This is a genomic window from Salinispora goodfellowii, assembly GCF_059570675.1.
Genome location: NZ_JCANTD010000001.1, coordinates 404660 through 423242, shown reverse-complemented (window position 1 = coordinate 423242; position 18583 = coordinate 404660). Strand labels below are relative to the sequence as shown.

Here is an 18583-nt window from a genome sequence, read left to right as displayed (position 1 = left end):
ACTGGGTTTTCTCGGATGCTACTTGTCAGTAACCAACTGGAGTACCACCCCCTGTGTGGCCCACCCCACATCGGTGGCTCAGGTTCCGGCCGGCGGTTGGCTGACCAGGGCCCGGGTCAGGTCTGGCTGCAGCAGCGCGATCTGCCACTCGCGCGCACCCAGGCCGCGCAGGGTCTCCGCCACGGCGCCCTCGGTGATCTCCTCGGGCGGGACCCAGGCGAGGCGGCGAATCGAGTCCGGGGCGATCAGGTTCTCCGGTGGCAGGGTGTGCGCGCCGGCGGTTCCGACGACCACCTCCCGGCACCGGGTCAGCCGGGCCGCCGCGACCGGGTCCCGCTCGGCCCACCGGTGCGGCGGCGGCGGGCCCTCGACCGCCGGCGCGACCGGCAGTGCCTCCGCTGGCAACTCCCGGGCATCGTCCAACGCCGCCAACCAGGTACGGGCCAGCCGGCGTACCGAGCGACCGCCGAAGCCCGGCAGGGTCAGCAGCGTCTTTTCGTCCCGTGGATCCAACTCGGCGGCGGCGACGATCGCCGAGTCCGGCAACACCCGTCCCGGTGCCGCGTCGCGGCGCGCCGCGATCTGGTCCCGGGCATACCACAGGGACCGCACCCGGGCCTGCGCCCGCGCCCCGCGGACCCGATGGATGCCCGAGGTACGGCGCCAGGGGTCGGCGCGGACCCGGGGCGGGCGGGCACCAGTGCGGACCAGCGCGGCGAACTCCTCGGCCGCCCACTCGGCCTTGCCCTGTCGGGTCAACTCGGCGTCGAGCGCGTCCCGGAGCTCGACCAGCAGTTCCACGTCCAGGGCGGCGTAGGTCAGCCAGGACTCCGGCAGCGGCCGGCTCGACCAGTCCGCCGCCGAGTGGTGCTTCTCCAGGCTGAAGCCGAGCAGGTTCTCGGTCAGCGCGGCGAGCCCGACCCGCTCGAAGCCGGCGAGTCGGGCGGCCAGTTCGGTGTCGAAGAGCCGCCGCGGCCGCAGCCCCAACTCGGCCAGGCAGGGCAGATCCTGGCTGGCCGCGTGGAGCACCCACTCGGCCTCGCCGATGGCCTCGTCCAGACTGGTCAGTTCCGGCAGCGGCAGCGGGTCGATCAGGGCGGTGCCGGCGCCGGCGCGGCGCAGTTGCACAAGGTATGCCCGCTGGCTGTACCGGTAGCCAGAGGCGCGTTCGGCGTCCAGCGCCACCGGGCCGGTGCCCTGGGCGAAGCGGGCCACGACCTCGGCCAACTCCGCCGGGGTGGTCACCGGCGGAGGGGTGCCCTCGCCGGGCATGGTCAGCGGGGCGGGGTCGCCCTCAGCGTCGCGCCGGGTAGTAGCTGGGCCACCAGCGGTCGGGTCAACGTCCGTGTCCCCCGACCGGATCATCGGCGGGTGCGGTGTGTCTCCCGTACGGTTTGCGGCGGCCCGACGGGGTAGGGGTGGTTCGTCGGTCACCCGACAACCCTATTGCGCCACCCGATCGGGCGGGGACAGCCGGTCCAGTGCGTGTCGGGAGTCAGCCGTTTCGGTTGAGCAAACCACGCAGACAAAGGATGTGCGTGCCGGATACGGTCGTAGACCGCGACATTCGTAGCGGTCGAACAGTTAGCGGTCAAGGCCGGCGGTTGCCGCCACGCGGCAACGGCATCGGCACGGGGAGGGCATGGCAATCATGAATATGGGTGAGGGATTATCCGAGGTGGGAGGCGAGTCCACGCCTGGAGCCACCTGGTCCCCGCCGCTCCAGCCCGGCCGGTCCAGCGCGGCATTCGGGGCACCGGTTCCCTCAGCGGCCCCGGCTCCTCCGGCGGCCCCGCCGTACGGCGGCCCGGTCGCGTCTGGCCCCACCCAGCCGTCGGCCTTCGGGCCGGACGTTCCACCGCCGTTCGTGCCCCCTCCTGGCGGTCCAACCGGGCGCTGGTCCAGTGCCCAGCCGGCTCCCGCCCCAGCCTCCCGGCGGCCTGTCCTGTTCGGGCGGGTGGCCGTGCTGCTGGTCCTCGCGGCGCTGCTCTTGGCGACCGGTGTTCAGGCATACCAGATCCATCAGCTCACCGGCCAACTCGCCGACACCGATCGGCGGCTGGGCGCCGAGCAGCAGGAGAGCCAGGCTCGGCTCGATGGGTTGGAGGCGCGGGCGCGGGAACTGGAGTCGGCGATTGGTGCTGCGTTCGACCCGGAAGCGATCGCCGCTGCTGTGTTGCCCAGCGTGTTTCGGATCCGCGCCGGGCAGTACACCGGCAGCGCGTTCGCCATCGGCGAGCCGGCCGCCGATGGTGGCACCAATCTTTTCACCAACTTCCACGTGGTCGAAGAGGTCTGGGAGGACGGGGACCGGCAGGTCTTCCTGGAGCGCACCGACCAGCGCTTCCCGGCCACCATCGTCGAGGTTGATGAGGCCAACGACCTCGCCCAGCTCCGCACGACCAGCACCTTTACCGGGCTGGTCGCCGCCCCGACCGCGGTCAAGTCCGGTCAGCAGATCGTCGTTGTGGGCGCACCCCTCGGCCTGGAAGACAGCGTCACCACCGGTGTGGTGAGCGCGTTTCGGGAGGCCAAGGGGGATGATCCGCCATTCATTCAGTTCGATGCGCCGATCAATCCGGGTAACTCGGGTGGCCCCGTCATCAACGACGAGCAGCAGGTGGTCGGGATCGCTACCGCCAAGGCGTGGGACGCCGAGGGGATCAGTCTCGCCGTGCCGATCGCCACCGCCTGCGACGGTTTCGAGATCTGCTAACCCCGTTCCGGTTCCTCGTTCCATATCAGTTCGCTCTGCCCTGACCCGCGGGTGAACTGCCCGAACTGCTTCACAGGAGGAGTCATGTCCCATCCCCCGATCGAGCCGACTGGAGCTGCGTCGGAGCCCGACGTGCCGTCGCCGCCGGTTTCAGCGCCCACCGTGCCGGTGCAGCCGGTTTCAGCGCCCACCGTGCCGTCGCCGTCGGTTTCAACTGCGCCGCTGCCTGCTGTGCCCGGGCAGCCAACCGGCGATCCTGCCCCCGCCCCGTCGGCCGCGCCCTTGGACAGCACCATGCCGCTCCCGACTGTCAACCCCCCGGTCGAGCAGCCGATGGAGGCCCCGCCGATGATGTCGGGTCCGCCGCCGATGTCGGGTCCGCCGATGTCGGGCCCGCCGTTTGGTGCGGCTGCTGGCAGCGTCCGGCCGGCTCGTGCGACGGTGATTCTGGCCGTGGTGGCGGGACTGCTGTTCCTCATTGGTGGGGTGATGACCGGTCTGTTCGTGACCACCACCAGTGATCTGAACCGGGCGGAAGAGCGGATCAGCGAGCAGCACTCGACCATCGAGGCGACCGGCGCCGAGCTGGAGCAGGTCAAGGTCGACCTGCAACGGGCTCAGGAGACGCTGGCGCGTACCCAACAGGATCTCACCGGGACTCAGAACGACCGGGACGAGCAGGCCCGGCAGAAGGAGGTTATCGCCACCTGCCTGGACAAGCTCAACACCGCCCTCACCGCAGCGGCGTTCGGTGATGTGGAGGCTTTCGAGGAGGCCAACGAGGGCCTGGACGAGGTGTGTGCAGAGGCCGACGACTATCTCTGACCGGGCGCGCCCCGGGGCTCAGGGTCGTGCCGGCGGGGCGGCGCTCAGGGTCGTGCCGGTGGGGCGGCGCTCAGGGTCGTGCCGGTGGGGCGGCGCTCAGGGTCGTGGGGCGGCGCTCAGGGAGCGCCGTCACCCCGGGTGGCGGGAGGCCGGCGGTCGAGGCGAGCAGGGTGCACCAGGCGTGCAGATGCGGAACGAGTGCGTCATCTATCGGTGTCCAGGATGCCCGGATCTCGACATCGCCGGCCGCGGGTGGCCCAGCCAGGTCACCGAACCGGGTGGACATGGTCTGCGTGACCGTCCCCCCGATCGCCCGGTGCCGGGCGTTCCGCACCCGGAGGGCGTCGGTCAGCCAGGCCCAGCCCACCTCCGGCAGGAGCGGATCGGCGGCCAGATCCACCTCAAGCTCGGCGGTGACGTACGTAACCAGTCGGAGCGTGCCCTGCCACGCCTCGTGCCCGGCGGGGTCGTGGAGGAGGATCAGACGTCCGGTCGCCACCTCGTCGTCGTCCCGGAGGACGGTCGCGGCGAGGGCGAAGGCGAAGGGGGCCAGCCGTTGGGGTGCGCCGACCTCTTCCAACTGGATCTCGGCCCGGGTGGCGGCCGATCGCAGCCCGTCAACCGCGTGGGCGAACGTCTCCGGGAGCGCGGTCGGGGGGGTCATTACTGAAGCGTAAGGGTCTCCGGGTCAGCCGATTCGGCGGCACGCCGGGAACCGGGGCAGCTGGCGATCACGTCCGGACCCGAATGTCGTTTTGTGGGCGCGGATCACACGATGTGACGGTGACGGCGGGACGGGGCGGGCGGCGTGGCACGATGGGCCACGATGAGCACCGAGACCACGGGCGCCGCCGCCCGAGACGAGGGGCCGCGCCCCGGCGATCCGGCCGATTCTCCCTTCGTTCGCGCGTGCCGGCGCGAGCCCGGCCCGCACACTCCGGTCTGGTTCATGCGGCAGGCGGGCCGCTCACTGCCGGAGTACCGGAAGATCCGCGCGAACGTGGCGATGTTGGAGTCCTGTCGCCGGCCGGAACTGATTACCGAGATCACTCTCCAGCCGGTGCGCCGGCACGGGGTTGACGCGGCGATCCTCTTCAGCGACATCGTGGTGCCGGTCGCCGCCGCCGGGGTGGCGTTGGACATCGTCCCGGGCACGGGCCCGGTGGTGACCGATCCCGTCACCGCCGCGGCGGACGTGGAGCGGATCCGGCCGATCACCCGCGACGATGTTCACTATGTGGATGAAGCGGTCCGGATGCTGGTCGGAGAGCTGGGTGCGACCCCGCTGATCGGCTTCGCCGGCGCCCCGTTCACCCTCGCCAGCTACCTCGTCGAGGGGGGCCCGTCGCGTAACCACACGAAGACCAAGGCCCTGATGTACGGCGACCCGGACCTGTGGCACGCCTTGGCCGGCCGGCTCGCCGAGGTGGCGTTGGCGTTCCTGAAGGTGCAGATCGACGCCGGCGTCTCCGCCGTGCAGCTCTTCGACTCCTGGGCCGGTGCCCTCTCCGAGGCCGACTACCGCCGGTACGTGCTGCCGCACTCACAGACGGTCCTCGCCGGCCTCGCCGACGCCGGCGTTCCCCGGATCCACTTCGGGGTGGGCACCGGCGAGCTGCTAGCCGCGATGGGCGAGGCCGGCGCTGACGTGGTCGGCGTTGACTGGCGTACGCCGCTGGATGTCGCCACCCGCCGGGTCGGCCCGCAGCGGGCGGTGCAGGGAAACCTGGATCCGTGCCTGCTGTTCGCCCCGTGGCCGGTGCTTGAGGCCGAGGTCCGACGGGTGCTGGCGCAGGGGCGTGCCGCCCCCGGACACATCTTCAACCTTGGCCACGGGGTGCTACCGGAGACCGACCCCGACGTCCTGACCCGGCTGGTGGCCCTGGTCCACGAGTTGACCGCTCGGGAAGACAGAAGGAGCTGAGTGGCATGACGACACCGTGGCGGATCGCGGTGGTCGGCGGTGGCATCGCCGGCCTCGCCGCCGCCGTCCAGTTGAGGGACCACGCTCCCGCCGACACCGAGGTGACGGTCTACGAGCGCGGTGACTCCCTCGGTGGCAAGCTGCGCACCGGCGCACTGGCCGGCGCTCCGGTGGAGTTCGGCGCGGAAGCGTTCCTGATGCGCGACTCGGGCGGTGGGGAGTCGGCGGCGGTGACCCTGATCCGCCGGGTGGGGTTGGCCGACGACATCGTCCACCCCACCGTCGGGCAGGCGGCACTCCTGGTCGGCGGTGAACTGCACCCGTTGCCCCGGGGCACGCTGATCGGCGTACCCGGGGACCTCGCGGCGGTGGCGGCGGTGGCCCGCCCGACCGCGGCGGCCGATGTGGACACCGGCCGGCCGTTACTTCCCCCCGACGCGGACGTCACGGTCGGCGAGCTGGTTCGGGCCCGGCTGGGAGACGAGGTCGTCGACCGGTTGGTGGAGCCGATGCTCGGCGGCGTCTACGCCGGCCGCGCCGACGACCTCTCCCTGGCCGCCACCATGCCCGCGCTGACCCGAACCGTCCGGATCGAACACACCCTGGTCGGCGCGGTCCGCGCGGCGCAGGCGGCGGCGCCGCGGTCACCCGGTACGCCGTTCTTCGGCACCCTGGCCGGTGGCCTCAGCACCCTGGTCGAGGCCGCCGCGTCGACCAGCGGCGCCACGATCCGGCGGAACGCGACGGTCCGGGCGCTGACCCCGGCCGGTGCCGGCTGGCACTTGACCGTCGGCCCGAACGGCGACGCGGAGCAGGTCCACGCCGACGCCGTGGTGCTGGCCGTGCCGGCCCGGCCGGCGGGGCGACTGCTCGCCGATGTCGCCCCGGCTGCCGCCGAGAACGTCGGAGACCTCGCCTACGCCAGCATCGCCCTGGTCACCCTCGCGTTGCCGGCGACAGAGCTGCCCGGGCTCTCCGGCCTGCTGGTCCCGGCCGGCGAGGGGCTACTGATGAAGGCGTCCACCTTCTTCACCACCAAGTGGGGGCACCTGCGCCGGCCCGACGGGTTGACCCTGGTCCGCGCCTCGATCGGCCGGTACGGGGACGAGGCGCAGCTGCAGCGCCCGGACGGGGAGCTCGTCGACACCGTGCACCGGGAACTGTCGGCGGTGCTCGGTGCCGAGCTGCCCACCCCCATCGCCACCCATGTGCAGCGCTGGGGTGGGTCGCTGCCGCAGTACGCGCCGGGCCACCTGGAGCGGGTGGCGTCGGCACGGGCGACGCTGCGGGCGCAGCGGCCAACCCTCGCGCTGGCGGGAGCCGGCTACGACGGCGTCGGGATTCCGGTCTGTATCCGTTCCGGCACGGCGGCGGCCGACGAGATCATCACTGCACTGAAGGGTTCCGGGATATGACCGAGCAGACCAACGCGGCCCGGCTGAACGAGCTGAACGCGACGATCCGGTACACCATGTGGTCGGTGTATCGGGCGAACCACGCCCTGCCGTCACTACGCGAGAACGTCACCGCGGAGGCGACCGCCTTCTTCGACGAACTGGCCGGCGAGGACGTGACCATTCGGGGCATGTACGACGTGGCCGGGCTGCGCGCCGACGCCGACCTGATGATCTGGTGGCACTCCTCGTCGAGTGACGCGCTCCAGGACGCGTACCTGCGGTTCCGGCGTACCACGCTGGGGCGGACGTTGACCCCGGTCTGGTCCCAGCTCGGGCTGCACCGGCCGGCGGAGTTCAACAAGAGCCACATCCCGGCGTTCCTCGCCGGTGAGCAGGCCCGGGACTATCTCTGCGTGTACCCCTTCGTCCGCTCGTACGAGTGGTATCTGCTGCCGGACGCGGAGCGGCGGGAGCTGCTGGCCGAGCACGGCGGGATGGCCCGGGGCTACCCCGACGTGCGGGCCAACACGGTCTCCTCGTTCGCCCTCGGCGACTACGAGTGGTTGCTCGCCTTCGAAGCCGACGAGTTGCACCGCATCGTTGACCTGATGCGGGACCTGCGGGCCTCCCGCGCCCGCCGGCACGTCCGGGAGGAGCTCCCGTTCTACACCGGCCGGCGCCGCGCGATCGCCGACATCATCGCCAGCCTGCCCTGACCGCGCTCCTCCCCACCGCAGGTCAGACTCTCTGTTCAGACCTGCGGTGGGGAGCGTCATCGCGGCGCATCGGGGTATGCGCGATGCCGTCTTCGAGGTACTCCGGCCCGTCGACCGCGAACCCGTGCCGGGCATAGAACTCGACCAGGTGCGACTGGGCTTCGAGGGTGCACGGGCTCTCGCCGACCTCCACGAGGGCCGCGGTCATCAGCCGGCCCGCGTACCCCGCGCCGCGCGCCTCCTTCGCCACCACCACCCGGCCGATCTGTCGCCGACCGTTCGGGCCGGCCAAGATCCGCAGGTACGCCACCGGCGCCCCGGCCTGCTCCAGCCAGAGATGGCGGGTGCCCGGCTCCACGTCCCGGCCGTCCAACTCCGGGTATGGGCACCCCTGCTCCACCACGAACACGTCCACGCGCAGCCGGAGCAGGTCATGGAAGGCTCGGGCGGACAGGTTGGCGAAGGCAGCGGTCCGGAGCTCAGTGGCGGGCGGCATCCTGCGATGGTAGGTCGCTGCCCGACGCCGACGCCGACGCCGGCTGCCGGGCGGCGGAGCGCCGCCGGCGAAGCAGCGTGCCGGCGACCGCCACCGCGAGCAGCGCGGCGACCGCGGCCCCGATCGTCCACGGGCCCAGACCGTCCACCCACCCGCTGATCGTGGCCTGCACCCGACCGGCCGCGTCGATCACCGGGTCGTTGACGTCGCCGCCGGCGAAGAGCCGGATCTCGTACCAGCCGTACCAGGCGACGTAGCCGCCGGTCAGCACCAGGAGCAGGCCGGCGACCCGGCCGAGCAGCGGCCCGGCCCGCCGGGTGCGCCGGACCAGAGACTCCCGGGCCAGCGCGACCGCGAGCGCGGCGGCGCCGACCATCAGCCCCATCCCGACCGCGTACGCGACGAAGAGCCCGGCCCCGGCGAGCGGGCTGCCCGCCCGGAATCCGGCGACCACCACGGCCAGGAACGGTCCGATGGTGCAGCCGAGGGAGGCGATCGCGTAGGCCGCACCGAAGAGGACCATCGATCCGAAGCTGCGCCGGACCTCGGGACCGTTGGCGATCCGGGGGGCGAAGGTCGGTAGCGCCCGGCCCGCGACCAGCCAGCCACCGGTGGCGATCAGGGCGAGCCCGATCGCGACCGACACCCAGGGCAGGCGGCTGGCCAGGGCGTCGGCGGCAGGGCCGGCGAGGAGCCCGAACCCACCGAAGACGGCGACGAAGCCGAGGGTCATGGCGGCCGTCAGGGCCAACGCCCGACCCACCGGCGCGAGCGGTCCGCGGCCGTCCGCCGGGCTGTCCCCCAGCACCAGCATCGACAGGTACGCCGGCAGCAGCGCGAAGCCGCACGGGTTGACGGCGGCGAGCAGCCCGGCGCCGAGCGCGAGACCGTAGGGGGCGTCAACCATCTCAGGTCAGCTCCGCGACCCGCTCGCGTAGGTCGGCCTGGGAGAGCGAACCCTTGTGGACGACCTTGCCGGTGGAGTCCAGCAGCACGTAGTACTGCTGCGAGACCACCTCGAACCGCTGCCACACCTCGCCCGCGTCGTCGGCCAGCTGTGGGAAGCCCTCGATGCCCGTGTCCTGAGCGAATCGGCGCATCGCGTCGTCACCGCTGCCGAGCCCGGCCACCCCGACCACGTTCACCCGGTCGGCGTTCTCCTGCTGCACGGCCGCCACCGAGCTGGCCTCGCCCCGACACTTGGGGCACCAGGCGGCCCAGAACCAGAAGACGGTGGGCTTGCCGGCGAGGCTGGCCCCCGTGAACGTGTCACCGTCGATGGTGCGGGCGGTGAAGTCGAGGGCCTGCGGCACCTCGGCGGCCGGCTCGCCGGTCGGGCTCGCCGCGGTGCTGGCGGGCGCGCTGGTGGACGCGGTCGTCGGGGCGTTGGTGGGCTCGTCACCCGCGGCGGTGTCCTCGGAGCTCCCGCAGGCGGAGAGCGCAAGAACGATGGTCAGTGCGATCGGGATTGACCGGGTCATGGTGCGCATGTCCGGATGTTAGCCCGGGTGTGGCACCGAGTCTTCTTACCGCTCGCTAACGTCGGCGCCCCGAACGCCACCACGGCGGTCTCCGCCCCGAAACCGTCACCTGGAGTGATGAGCCGGGCCTGCCCCCGCTGTCCCCGTCCGCTCAGGAGGGTCGGGCTCCGACCGAGTCGCGGACCTGGGCGCCCTCGGTTCCCTCCTTGATCCGGGCACAGTTCGCGCAGCAGAAGAAGCGGCCGGAGACCTCGACGCCGTGGCCTACGATCTTGACCTGGCATTGTTCGCAGATCGGAGCCAACTTGTGCGCGGCGCACTCGAAGCTGTCAAAGGTGTGCACGTCACCGCTGATCGTACGTACCTCAAACGTCAACCAGTAGTCGTTCTCGCAGACCTCACAGGTCGCCATGCTATTCCCCCAAAGTACGGATACCGGAGATAAGCGTTAAACATCCACTCGGTGCCGGCAACCGGAATCGGCAAACCGGTGCGGCCAATCGACATCCGCGGTGTGCGCGGCCGGTCGGGGTCCGGGTGCGCGGGCTGGAGCCGTCAGGAGTCGCGTGGCTCCAACCGGAGAGACACCGAGTTCACGCAGTGCCGGGTGTCCTTGGGGGTGAAGCCCTCACCGGTGAAGACATGCCCCAGGTGGCTGTCGCAGCGGGCACAGCGGATCTCCGTCCGAACCATGCCCATACTCCGGTCCTCGACCTCCCGAACCCGTCCGGGAATGGCATCGTCGAAGCTCGGCCAGCCGCAGTGCGAGTCGAATTTCGCATCGCTGCTGAACAGCTCCAGCCCGCAGGCGCGGCAGTGGTAGACCCCCGGGGTCTTGGTGTCCACGTACTCGCCGCTCCCCGGGGCCTCGGTGCCGTGCTCCCGCAGCACCCGGAACTCCTCTGGGCTGAGCCGGACCCGCCACTCGTCCTCGGTGCGGGGCAGTTCACTGTCATCGAGACTCACCGGCCAACAGTACGTCGAATGTCGGCGCCGTCGCATATGGTCGCGCAATGGGTGGCACCAAAGCCGCAGCCGAAGAGATCGAGGTCGCCGGGCAGCGGGTCCGGCTGAGCAGCCCCGGTCGGGTGGTCTTCCCAGAACGGGGCTTCACCAAGGCCGACGTCTTCCACTACTACCTCGCCGTCGGGCCGGGCATCATGCGGGCGCTCGGCGAGCGGCCGACCACCCTGCAACGCTTTCCCGAGGGGATTGAGGGGGAGGCTTTCTTCCAGAAGCGGGTGCCGGCCCGCGGCGTGCCACCCTGGGTGCGCACCGCGCAGATCAGCTTCCCCAGCGGTCGGAAGGCGGCCGAGCTCTGCCCGGCCGATCTGGCTCACGTGGCGTGGGCAGCCCAGATGGGCACCGTGGTCTTTCACCCGTGGCCGGTCCGCGCCGCGGAGCCGGACCGCCCCGACGAGCTGCGGATCGACCTCGACCCGCAGCCCGGCACCGACTTCGCCGACGCGGCGAAAGCGGCGACCGAGCTCCGCGGGATCCTCGCGGAGCTGGGGGTCTCCGGTTGGCCGAAGACCTCCGGCGGTCGGGGTGTCCACGTCTATCTGCGGATCCAGCCGCGCTGGACCTTCGTCGAGGTCCGCCGGGCGACCATCGCCCTGGCCCGGGAGCTGGAACGGCGCCGCCCCGAGCTGGTCACCACCGCGTGGTGGAAGGAGGAACGTGGCGCCCGGGTCTTCGTCGACTACAACCAGATGGCCCGGGACCGGACGATCGCGTGCGCGTACTCGCTGCGGGCCAACGCCCGCGCCACCGCCTCCGCCCCGCTGGCCTGGGACGAGTTGGCCGACGCCGAACCGGACGACTTCGACCTGCGCAGCGTGCCGGCGCGGCTGGCCGAGCGCGGCGACCCGCACGCCGGCATCGACCACGCCCCGTGGGACATCACACCCCTGCTGGAGTGGGTCGAGCGGGACGCCGCCAACGGGCAGGGCGACCTGCCCTACCCGCCGGAGCACCCCAAGATGCCCGGGGAACCGAAGCGGGTGCAGCCGTCCAAGGCCCGAGACCGCCCCCGCTGAGCCGTCACAGCGGCAACTTCATGCCCTCGTGGCTGGCGACGAAACCGAGACCCAGATAGAAGCGGTGCGCCTCCTGCCGGGACTTGTCGGTCGTCAACTGGACCAGCGCACACCCGCGCGCCCGCGCCTGGTCGATCGCCCAGGCCATCAGCTGTCCACCCAGCCCCCGTCCGCGCTGGTCGGAGCGGACCCGGACCGACTCGATCAACTGCCGCTCGGCGCCGTGCCGGCTGAGCCCAGGAATGTAGGTGAGCTGCATGCAGCCCAGCACCTCACCCCCGACCGCGGCGACGACGAACTGGTTACGCGGGTCGGCGGTGATCTCCGCGAACGCCTGCTCGTAGCGGGCGTCCACCTGCCCGACATCGCGCGCCCGGCCCAGCGGGTCGTCGGCGAGCAGGTCGAGCACGGCGGGTAGGTCGGCCCGGACCGCCGCCCGGAAGATCACATCGCTCATCCGGGGAGAATGCCACAGCGGCGAGAACCGCCGCACCCCGCGACCGACGTTACTGAGGTGGGCAGCGCTTCCCCTCGGCCGGCACGGTCAGGTCAACCAGGTACGCGTCGACTGCCGCGCTGATGCAGTCCGTCTGCGGATAGGCGGTGTGCCCCTCGCCCTCCCAGGTGAGCACCCGACCCACGCCCAGCATCTCGGCCAGCGCCGGGGTCTGCTCGTAGGGGGTCGCCGGATCCCCCGTGGTGCCCACCACCAGGATCGGCGGCGCCCCGTCCGCGGCCCCGGTCGGGTAAGGGTCCCGGCCGCCGGGCCACTCGGCGCAGGCGAGCAGGCCGACCGCGAGCGCCGGGCCGAACAGCGGGTACTGCTCACGCCACTGCGACTGGAGCTCCCGGATCTGCTCCCGGCTCGGCCTCTCCTCCTCGTCGGCACAGTTCACCGCGAGGTTCGCGTCGAACAGGTTCGAGTAGGTGCCGTCGGGCTCCCGACCCGCGTACCCGTCGGCGAGGCGGAACACCCCGGTCGCGTCCCCGCCCGCCAACTCGTCGATCGCCTGGGCCAGCTGCTCCCAGCCGGCCTCGGTGTAGAGCGAGGAGACCACCGCGTAGAAGATCCACCCCGGCGTCGCCTCCCGCCCATCGTCGCCCAGGACCGGGGAGACCCGCGCCTTGTCGATCGCCGAGGTGACCGCCTCCCGTGCGCTCGGGGCGATCGGGCAGCGGTCGGCGTTGGTGGAACACCACAGGGAGAAGTTGTCGAAGGCCCGCTCGAAGCCCTTGGCCTGGCTCTCCGAGCTGGCTACCTGGTCCAGCCGAGGGTCAACCGCCCCGTCCAGCACCAGCGCCCGCACCCGCTCCGGGTGGAGCTGGGCGTAGGTGGCGCCGAGCAGGGTGCCGTACGAGTAGCCGAGATAGGTCACCTTCTCGTCGCCGACGGCAGCCCGGATCGCGTCGATGTCGTGGGCCGCCTGCTCCGTGCCGTAGAGCGCGAGCTGGTCGCCGTAGCGGTCGCCGCACTCGCGCCCGATCCGCTGGTTCAGCGCGACGAGACCGTCGAAGGACTGCTGGCTCTCCGGATCCGGGTCGTAGCCGAAGCTGGCGTCGAGGTTGGCGTCCGAGATGCACTCCACCGGGCTGGAACGGGCCACCCCACGCGGGTCGAAACCGACGATGTCGAAGCGGTCGGTGACCGTGGCGGGCAGGCCGCCGAGCGCGGCCGGGAAGGAGAGGTAGACCGCGGTGTCCACGCCGGAGCCACCCGGCCCACCCGGGTTGATCAGCAGCGAGCCGATCCGGTCCCGCTGGTTCGTGGACCGGGCCCGCAGCAGGGCGATCTCGAAGGTCTCCCCGGCGCCCGGGCCGGCGGTGGCGGCGGTGCCGTCGGCCCAGTTCTGGGGAACCTGGATCCGGGTGCACTCATAGCGCATGCCCGGGGCGCTACGCCCCACCAACTCCTCGGCCACCTCCGGACATGCCTGCCAGCCCGGCGCGGTGCCGGACGGTCCCGAGGGCTGGGCCTCGGTGCGCGGCGCGAGCGCCGGCAGCGTGCAGCCGGCCGCGAGGAAGGTGCTGGCCAGGAGGAGTACGGCCGGGGCGAACCGGCGGGTGGGGGTGCGAACCACGGGGTGGACCTTTCGGGGTCGGATTAGCCGGCTACGCCGGCGCGGACGTGGGGCCACCGCGTTCCGGGTCGCCCCGGAGCACCTGATCCACGTCGAACCGGACCGGACGGTCGAGCTGGTGGTAACGGCAGGAGCGGGGTTTGCGGTCCGGGCGCCACCGGACGAACTGGGCGGTGTGCCGGAACCGGTCGCCCTCCATCGCGTCGTAGCTCACCTCGACCACCAGCTCCGGCCGCAGTGGCTCCCACTCCAGGTTCTTCCCGCCGGTCCACCGGCTGACCCCGCCCGGGATGCGCTGGCCGCGTTGGTGGTCGCCGTGCACCCAGGGATGGTCGGCGACAGCGCCCCGGTATGGCGCCAACTCGTCCACCAGCTCCTTCCGGCGGGCCATCGGGAACGATGCGCTCACCCCCACATGATGCAGGACGCCGACGTCGTCGTAGAGCCCGAGCAGGAGTGAGCCGACGACCGGGCCGGACTTGTGCCAGCGGAAACCCGCCACCACGACGTCGACCGTACGCTTGTGCTTGACCTTGAACATCAGGCGTTTGCCCGGCTCGTACGGCAGCTCGGCGGGTTTGGCGATCAGGCCGTCCAGCCCCGCCCCCTCGAACCGGTCGAACCAGCGGCGCGCGGTGGCCGGGTCGGTGGTGATCTGGGTGACGTGCATCGGAGGCGCGACACCGCCCAACGCCGCCTCCAGCCGGGACCGTCGCTGCGGGTAGGGCTGCTCCAGGAGGTACTCGTCGGCGAGGGCGAGCAGGTCGAACGCCACGAAATCCGCCGGGGTGGTCTCGGCGAGCAGGTTCACCCGGGAGGCGGCCGGGTGGATGCGCTGGGCCAGCAGCTCGAAGTTGAGCCGGGGCTGCCCGCCCGGCCGATCGCGCTGGATCACGATCAACTCGCCGTCGACCACGCAGCGCTCGGGCAGCTGCCGGCGGGCCTGCTCGACCACCTCGGGGAAGTAGCGGGTCATCAGCTTGCCGCCCCGGCTGGCCAGTTCGACCTCCGCGCCGTCGCGGAACACGATGCACCGGAAGCCGTCCCACTTCGGCTCGTAGGTCATCCCGGTCGCGGTCGGGATCCGCGGGACGCTCTTGGCGAGCATCGGTTCGACCGGCGGGCTGATCGGCAGCTTCACGGCGACCAGTCAACCAGACGGCACCGACAGCCGGGGGGAGGAACACCAGCCACGGCCGCCCCCTTCCTGGCCGCCGAGCAGCCCGTTGCCCCGGGTGGGTGCGGGGCTGCTGGAGTCAGCAGCTCTTCTCCAGCAGCACCAGCGGCACGCCGTTCGGGTCCTTGTCGTGGCCCACCAACCGGTAGCCGGAGCGTTCGTAGAGCCGCTGACTTTGCACGCTCTCCGCGCCGGTGAACAGGGTGAACCGACTCACCTGCGCGCCCGCCACCGTCTCGACCGCGCGCAACAGGCGGCCACCGATGCCCCGGCCCTGCTGGTCGGGGGCGACCGCCAGCCGGCCGATGGCGGCGGTGACGCCATCGACGCGGACCCGGACCGAGCCGACGAGTCGATGGCCCAGCCGGGCGGTGAGCACCATCTGCGGGCCGGCGAGCACGGCCCGAATCTCGTCCAGGGTCTCGGTGAGCGGCGGCAGGAACGGGTCCGCGTAGCGCTGCGCCTCGGCCAGGTACGCGGCGAGCTGGACGGTGAGGATCTCCCCGGCGTCGGCCGGGGTCGCGGGAGCGATCAGCGGGCGGGCGGTCACCGGCTCAGCCAACCACAGCGCCGCGACCCCATGGTGCCCGAGTCCCTTGACGACAGTCAGCTACCGGAGCTGGTGAATATCGTTACTGCTGGATATGGCGAGTGGTGGTGTCGTGTCGGCTCGGGCCCGCCGCTGCACGTCGGCGAGATGGCTAGAAGCGCGCGAACGAGCGCAGCGGTGCCCGCGGGCCGAACTTCGGAGCGGTGATCCCGGCCGCCGCCAGCAGGACGCAGACCCGACCCCGGTGGCCCCGGAACGGTTCGAGCAGGGCCAGCATCCGGGCATCGTCGCCGCGCGCCTCGCCGGCGAGGGCCCAGGCGACCGTGTTCGGTACGTGGTAGTCACCGACGCACACCGCGTCCGGATCGCCGTACGCGACCCGGACCACCTCCGCCGCGGTCCACGGGCCGATCCCCGGGACGGCGGTGAGCCGGCGGGTGGCCTCGGCCGAGTCGGCGCACCGTTCCAGCCGGTCGGCCACCGCGGCGGCCCGGCGCAGCGTGTCGGCGCGGCGCTGTTCGATCCCGAGGGGGTGGAAGGCCCAGTACGGGGTGGCCGCCACCGCCGCCGGCGCCGGCGGCAACAGCAGCGGCTGCATCGGCCCGGGGGCCACCGCCCGGAAGTGGCGGACGGTGGCGGCGTACGCCCGGTACGCCTCCTTGCCGGTCACCCGCTGTTCGAGGATGGCCCGGAACACCCGGGGGAAGACCTGGCCGCTGGTCGGCAGCCGCAGCCCCCGGTGCCGGGCGGCCAGGTCGGCCACCACCGGGTGCGCGGCGGCCAGTTCGGCGAAGCCGGTCAGGTCGTCCCGGAGGCCGGCGAGGGCGTCGGCCTGGTGCACCACCCAGTCGGCGCCGGGGCCGTACCCCTCGGCGACCAGGTGGCCGGCGTCGGGACGCAGGGCGAGGGTGGCGGGTCCGTCCGGGGTGCGGGTGGCCCACCAGAGCGTCCCGGCGACGATTCGGGCGCAGGGGTCGTACGGGCTGAAGGTGAGGGGCCGGACCGACGCGGCCAGCCGGTACCCGGCCGGCGGGTGCAGCAACCGGCGGGCGGTGGGTTCGGTCCCGGACACCCCGACAATGCTGCCACCGGGCCCGGTCAACTGCCGCCGGCGGGTACGCGGATTGTGGCCTGGCTGGCTCTCCCCGGGATTGCGGGAGTGCAGTGCGCGCGGCAGCCTGACCTGTCCCTGGCGGAGACCGTGCGGTTCCGTTACGTGAAGACAATGAACTGGATCGACCGGATCGTTGACGAGACCGGATGGCGCCGGGATCCTGGGGGTCCTGGATGGGAGCAGGTGGAGCGCGGTGCTGCCGGGGCGTGTATTTTCACCGCCGTACGCGATTGGGTGCGAGACCTTGACCACCCAGCACTGCTACCCATCAAAGGCGGCAAGGTGGAGCGTTTTGTCCAGATTCAACCTCCCCTTGATGTTGAGCTGCTCAACTCAGGGCGGGGCGATCTTGGAGTGGTTCAATTCAACCAGCCGCTGAGTGGCAGTGACTATCGCGCTTTAGCGGATTTTCTGAGGGATAATCCTGATGTCACCCTAAGGGCCTATGGCTTCGACCAGGAGCTCGCTAGTCTTGAGTTCCTTCGCTGGTTTCCGGACCTTGCCAGCTTCAGCCTCGATGGTCTGCATTACGTCGACAATCTCGAAGGGCTGAGGCAGCTGCCGGTCGACCTGAGCTGCATCGATGTGGGCCAGACCAATCGTTCGCTTGATCTACGGCCTTTAATGCGATTTCCGTGCATACGGAAGCTGCGAATTAGAGGTCATTCGAAAGGCTTGGCTGAACTACTGCGGTCAAACCAGCAGCTACAGGCCCTGGCTCTCTGGAGCTGCGCCCTCGATGGGTTGTTAGGCGGGCTTGAGTTTCCGAACCTGGAATCCTTGGCCCTGACTCTGGGAAGTTACAAGTCGAACACCTGGCTGCCAAGGACGGAGATGCTGCGTTACTTGGCGCTGCGGGGAGTTCGGGGAGTCGCCGAGGTTGAATTCCTCGCTGAGTTCGGATCCCTTCAGTGGCTCTGGCTCGACGCTCTAGCGAAGGTGGCTCGGTTGCCGGATTTGAGCCCGCATGCTGAGCTGAGGAGGGTCGACTTGACGGAAATGCGAGGCCTGCGTGGAGTGGATTCGCTGGAGCCGCTATGTCGTGTGCCCAAGCTCGAGGAGTTGCTGGTTACGGAGTCGAAGTTGCCCGTTGCGGCATTCCGACCGCTTGTGGAAATGCCGACCCTGCGGCGGGTGGGTGTTGGGCTCGGTAGCCAACGCCGAAATGAAGCGGTGGATAAGTTGCTTGGAAGGCCCGCCCCGGGCTCGCTGAATCAATTTAGCGATAGAGTCGGACTGACCCTTGTGTACTAAATGCCTCGTCATGCAGCCTTAGAGGCTTATTCAGTGAGCATTCGGTAGAAGTGTAGGCCGATGACGCAGGAGATGGTTTCGGTGAAGGTTTTCAGCGGCAGGGTCATTGCGTTGTCGGATAGGTGCTGGTCACGGCGGTGATGAGGTCGTGGGGGCGGCGATAGCCGGCGCCGGTTCCCGCCGGCCGAGGCGAGCACGATCATCGCCCGTCGCAGTCGGATCGGTCAGCCGGTTCCCCGGCGATCGATTCGCAGCAGCTGCTGACCTTCCTGATCACAGCCGCCGCACGCATACAGGATCTGCCACCACCACAGCCTGACCAACGCCTGGCCAACAGGCTAGACGGCGTCTCCACCAACATTGCGAACGTTCATGGTCACAGTGCTAGCCGGGGAACTGTTCGAACATGAGCTCGTAGCCGTCCGGGTCCAGGCCGTAGAAGATGCGCGCCCAGCCGACGTCTTCCGGGTCGAGGGTCACGGTCAGGCCCTCCTCCCGCCAGAGCCGCCACGTCGCGTCGAGATCTGTGGTCGGTACGACGAGGACGAAGCCGAGCCCGACCGGGCCCTGTCTGGTCTGCTGCCCGCGCTCGGCGTGGTGATAGCCGTGCTGGTGCAGATCGGACAGGATGAGCCAGGTGTGACCGTAGGTCAGGTACCGCAGGTGCGTCTGCTCGGGCTGTGGGAGGTGCCGGAAACCGAGCCGTCGGTAGAGATCGAACGACCGGTCCAGATCGCGTACCCGCAGGCCAACTTTCAGCTGTTTCGTCGGCATTTTTGCCCTCGTATAGACGCTGCGGACGAGTCGAAAGTGGCC

The 18583-nt window shown here is 71.0% G+C and carries 21 protein-coding genes; 7 read left to right on the top strand and 14 right to left on the bottom strand.

Features of this window, described 5'->3' with window-relative positions; translation table 11 throughout:
- Positions 1–78: 78 nt before the first annotated feature.
- A complete protein-coding gene (locus tag T398_RS02010; RefSeq protein ID WP_496443896.1) occupies positions 79–1434 on the bottom strand; it encodes an HRDC domain-containing protein in 1356 nt (451 codons plus the stop codon).
- Between the two features lie 217 nt (positions 1435–1651).
- Here T398_RS02010 and T398_RS02005 point away from each other — a divergent pair, with 217 nt between their 5' ends.
- A complete protein-coding gene (locus T398_RS02005) occupies positions 1652–2716 on the top strand; it encodes a S1C family serine protease (RefSeq protein ID WP_496444081.1) in 1065 nt (354 codons plus the stop codon).
- Here T398_RS02005 and T398_RS02000 read toward each other — a convergent pair.
- Positions 2713–3012, bottom strand: coding sequence for a hypothetical protein (locus T398_RS02000; RefSeq protein WP_496443894.1), 300 nt, complete (start codon positions 3010–3012; stop codon positions 2713–2715). The two genes, T398_RS02005 and T398_RS02000, sit on opposite strands and share 4 nt — an antisense overlap.
- On the opposite strand from T398_RS02000, the gene T398_RS01995 reads away from it, so the two are divergent.
- Positions 3011–3541 (top strand): hypothetical protein, encoded by a 531-nt coding sequence (locus T398_RS01995; protein WP_496443892.1) that lies wholly within the window; start codon positions 3011–3013, stop codon positions 3539–3541. The genes T398_RS02000 and T398_RS01995 overlap by 2 nt on opposite strands.
- A 70-nt stretch (positions 3542–3611) precedes the next feature.
- Here T398_RS01995 and T398_RS01990 read toward each other — a convergent pair whose 3' ends face one another.
- The gene (locus tag T398_RS01990) at positions 3612–4205 is read right to left on the bottom strand and encodes a DUF3000 domain-containing protein (RefSeq protein ID WP_496443890.1); all 594 of its coding nucleotides are present in this window, start codon (positions 4203–4205) and stop codon (positions 3612–3614) included.
- Between the two features lie 162 nt (positions 4206–4367).
- On the opposite strand from T398_RS01990, the gene hemE reads away from it, so the two are divergent.
- The 3 genes from hemE to hemQ are packed head-to-tail and all read left to right on the top strand — an operon-like array spanning position 4368 to position 7578.
- A complete protein-coding gene (hemE, locus tag T398_RS01985) occupies positions 4368–5465 on the top strand; it encodes a uroporphyrinogen decarboxylase (protein ID WP_496443888.1) in 1098 nt (365 codons plus the stop codon).
- Between the two features lie 5 nt (positions 5466–5470).
- Positions 5471–6880 (top strand): protoporphyrinogen oxidase, encoded by a 1410-nt coding sequence (gene hemG / locus T398_RS01980; protein WP_496443886.1) that lies wholly within the window; start codon positions 5471–5473, stop codon positions 6878–6880.
- Positions 6877–7578: a hydrogen peroxide-dependent heme synthase gene (gene hemQ, locus T398_RS01975; protein WP_496443884.1), complete on the top strand. Its 702-nt coding sequence runs from the start codon at positions 6877–6879 to the stop codon at positions 7576–7578. Before hemG ends, hemQ begins: the two co-directional genes overlap by 4 nt.
- A 22-nt stretch (positions 7579–7600) precedes the next feature.
- Here the strand turns inward: hemQ and T398_RS01970 are convergent, their stop codons facing one another.
- The 5 genes from T398_RS01970 to msrB form a co-directional block, all read right to left on the bottom strand.
- A complete protein-coding gene (locus T398_RS01970) occupies positions 7601–8074 on the bottom strand; it encodes a GNAT family N-acetyltransferase (protein WP_496443882.1) in 474 nt (157 codons plus the stop codon).
- Complete coding sequence (locus tag T398_RS01965; protein ID WP_496443880.1) at positions 8058–8981, bottom strand: cytochrome c biogenesis CcdA family protein; 924 nt, start codon at positions 8979–8981, stop codon at positions 8058–8060. The genes T398_RS01970 and T398_RS01965 overlap by 17 nt, the downstream gene beginning before the upstream one ends.
- Position 8982: 1 nt before the next feature.
- The gene (locus T398_RS01960) at positions 8983–9564 is read right to left on the bottom strand and encodes a TlpA family protein disulfide reductase (protein ID WP_496443878.1); all 582 of its coding nucleotides are present in this window, start codon (positions 9562–9564) and stop codon (positions 8983–8985) included.
- A gap of 142 nt (positions 9565–9706) precedes the next feature.
- Positions 9707–9967: a metallothionein gene (locus T398_RS01955; protein WP_496443876.1), complete on the bottom strand. Its 261-nt coding sequence runs from the start codon at positions 9965–9967 to the stop codon at positions 9707–9709.
- 143 nt (positions 9968–10110) lie between these two features.
- Positions 10111–10521, bottom strand: coding sequence for a peptide-methionine (R)-S-oxide reductase MsrB (msrB, locus tag T398_RS01950; protein WP_496443874.1), 411 nt, complete (start codon positions 10519–10521; stop codon positions 10111–10113).
- A 47-nt stretch (positions 10522–10568) separates the two neighbouring features.
- Here msrB and ligD point away from each other — a divergent pair, with 47 nt between their 5' ends.
- Complete coding sequence (ligD, locus tag T398_RS01945; protein ID WP_496443872.1) at positions 10569–11594, top strand: non-homologous end-joining DNA ligase; 1026 nt, start codon at positions 10569–10571, stop codon at positions 11592–11594.
- 4 nt (positions 11595–11598) lie between these two features.
- On the opposite strand, the gene T398_RS01940 is transcribed toward ligD, so the two are convergent.
- The 5 genes from T398_RS01940 to T398_RS01920 form a co-directional block, all read right to left on the bottom strand.
- The gene (locus tag T398_RS01940; RefSeq protein ID WP_496443870.1) at positions 11599–12051 is read right to left on the bottom strand and encodes a GNAT family N-acetyltransferase; all 453 of its coding nucleotides are present in this window, start codon (positions 12049–12051) and stop codon (positions 11599–11601) included.
- Positions 12052–12100: 49 nt separating this feature from the next.
- Complete coding sequence (locus tag T398_RS01935; protein ID WP_496443868.1) at positions 12101–13672, bottom strand: alpha/beta hydrolase; 1572 nt, start codon at positions 13670–13672, stop codon at positions 12101–12103.
- Positions 13673–13703: 31 nt separating this feature from the next.
- Positions 13704–14813, bottom strand: a complete 1110-nt coding sequence (locus tag T398_RS01930) for an ATP-dependent DNA ligase (RefSeq protein WP_496443866.1) — start codon at positions 14811–14813, stop codon at positions 13704–13706.
- Positions 14814–14928: 115 nt separating this feature from the next.
- Complete coding sequence (locus T398_RS01925; protein WP_496443864.1) at positions 14929–15399, bottom strand: GNAT family N-acetyltransferase; 471 nt, start codon at positions 15397–15399, stop codon at positions 14929–14931.
- Positions 15400–15550: 151 nt separating this feature from the next.
- A complete protein-coding gene (locus tag T398_RS01920; protein WP_496443862.1) occupies positions 15551–16471 on the bottom strand; it encodes a DNA-3-methyladenine glycosylase family protein in 921 nt (306 codons plus the stop codon).
- Between the two features lie 144 nt (positions 16472–16615).
- On the opposite strand from T398_RS01920, the gene T398_RS01915 reads away from it, so the two are divergent.
- The gene (locus tag T398_RS01915; protein ID WP_496443860.1) at positions 16616–17767 is read left to right on the top strand and encodes a hypothetical protein; all 1152 of its coding nucleotides are present in this window, start codon (positions 16616–16618) and stop codon (positions 17765–17767) included.
- A 384-nt stretch (positions 17768–18151) separates the two neighbouring features.
- Here the strand turns inward: T398_RS01915 and T398_RS01910 are convergent, their stop codons facing one another.
- Positions 18152–18541 carry a VOC family protein gene (locus tag T398_RS01910; protein WP_496443858.1) on the bottom strand — a complete coding sequence of 130 codons (390 nt, stop codon included), beginning with the start codon at positions 18539–18541 and terminating at the stop codon, positions 18152–18154.
- Positions 18542–18583: the final 42 nt, after the last annotated feature.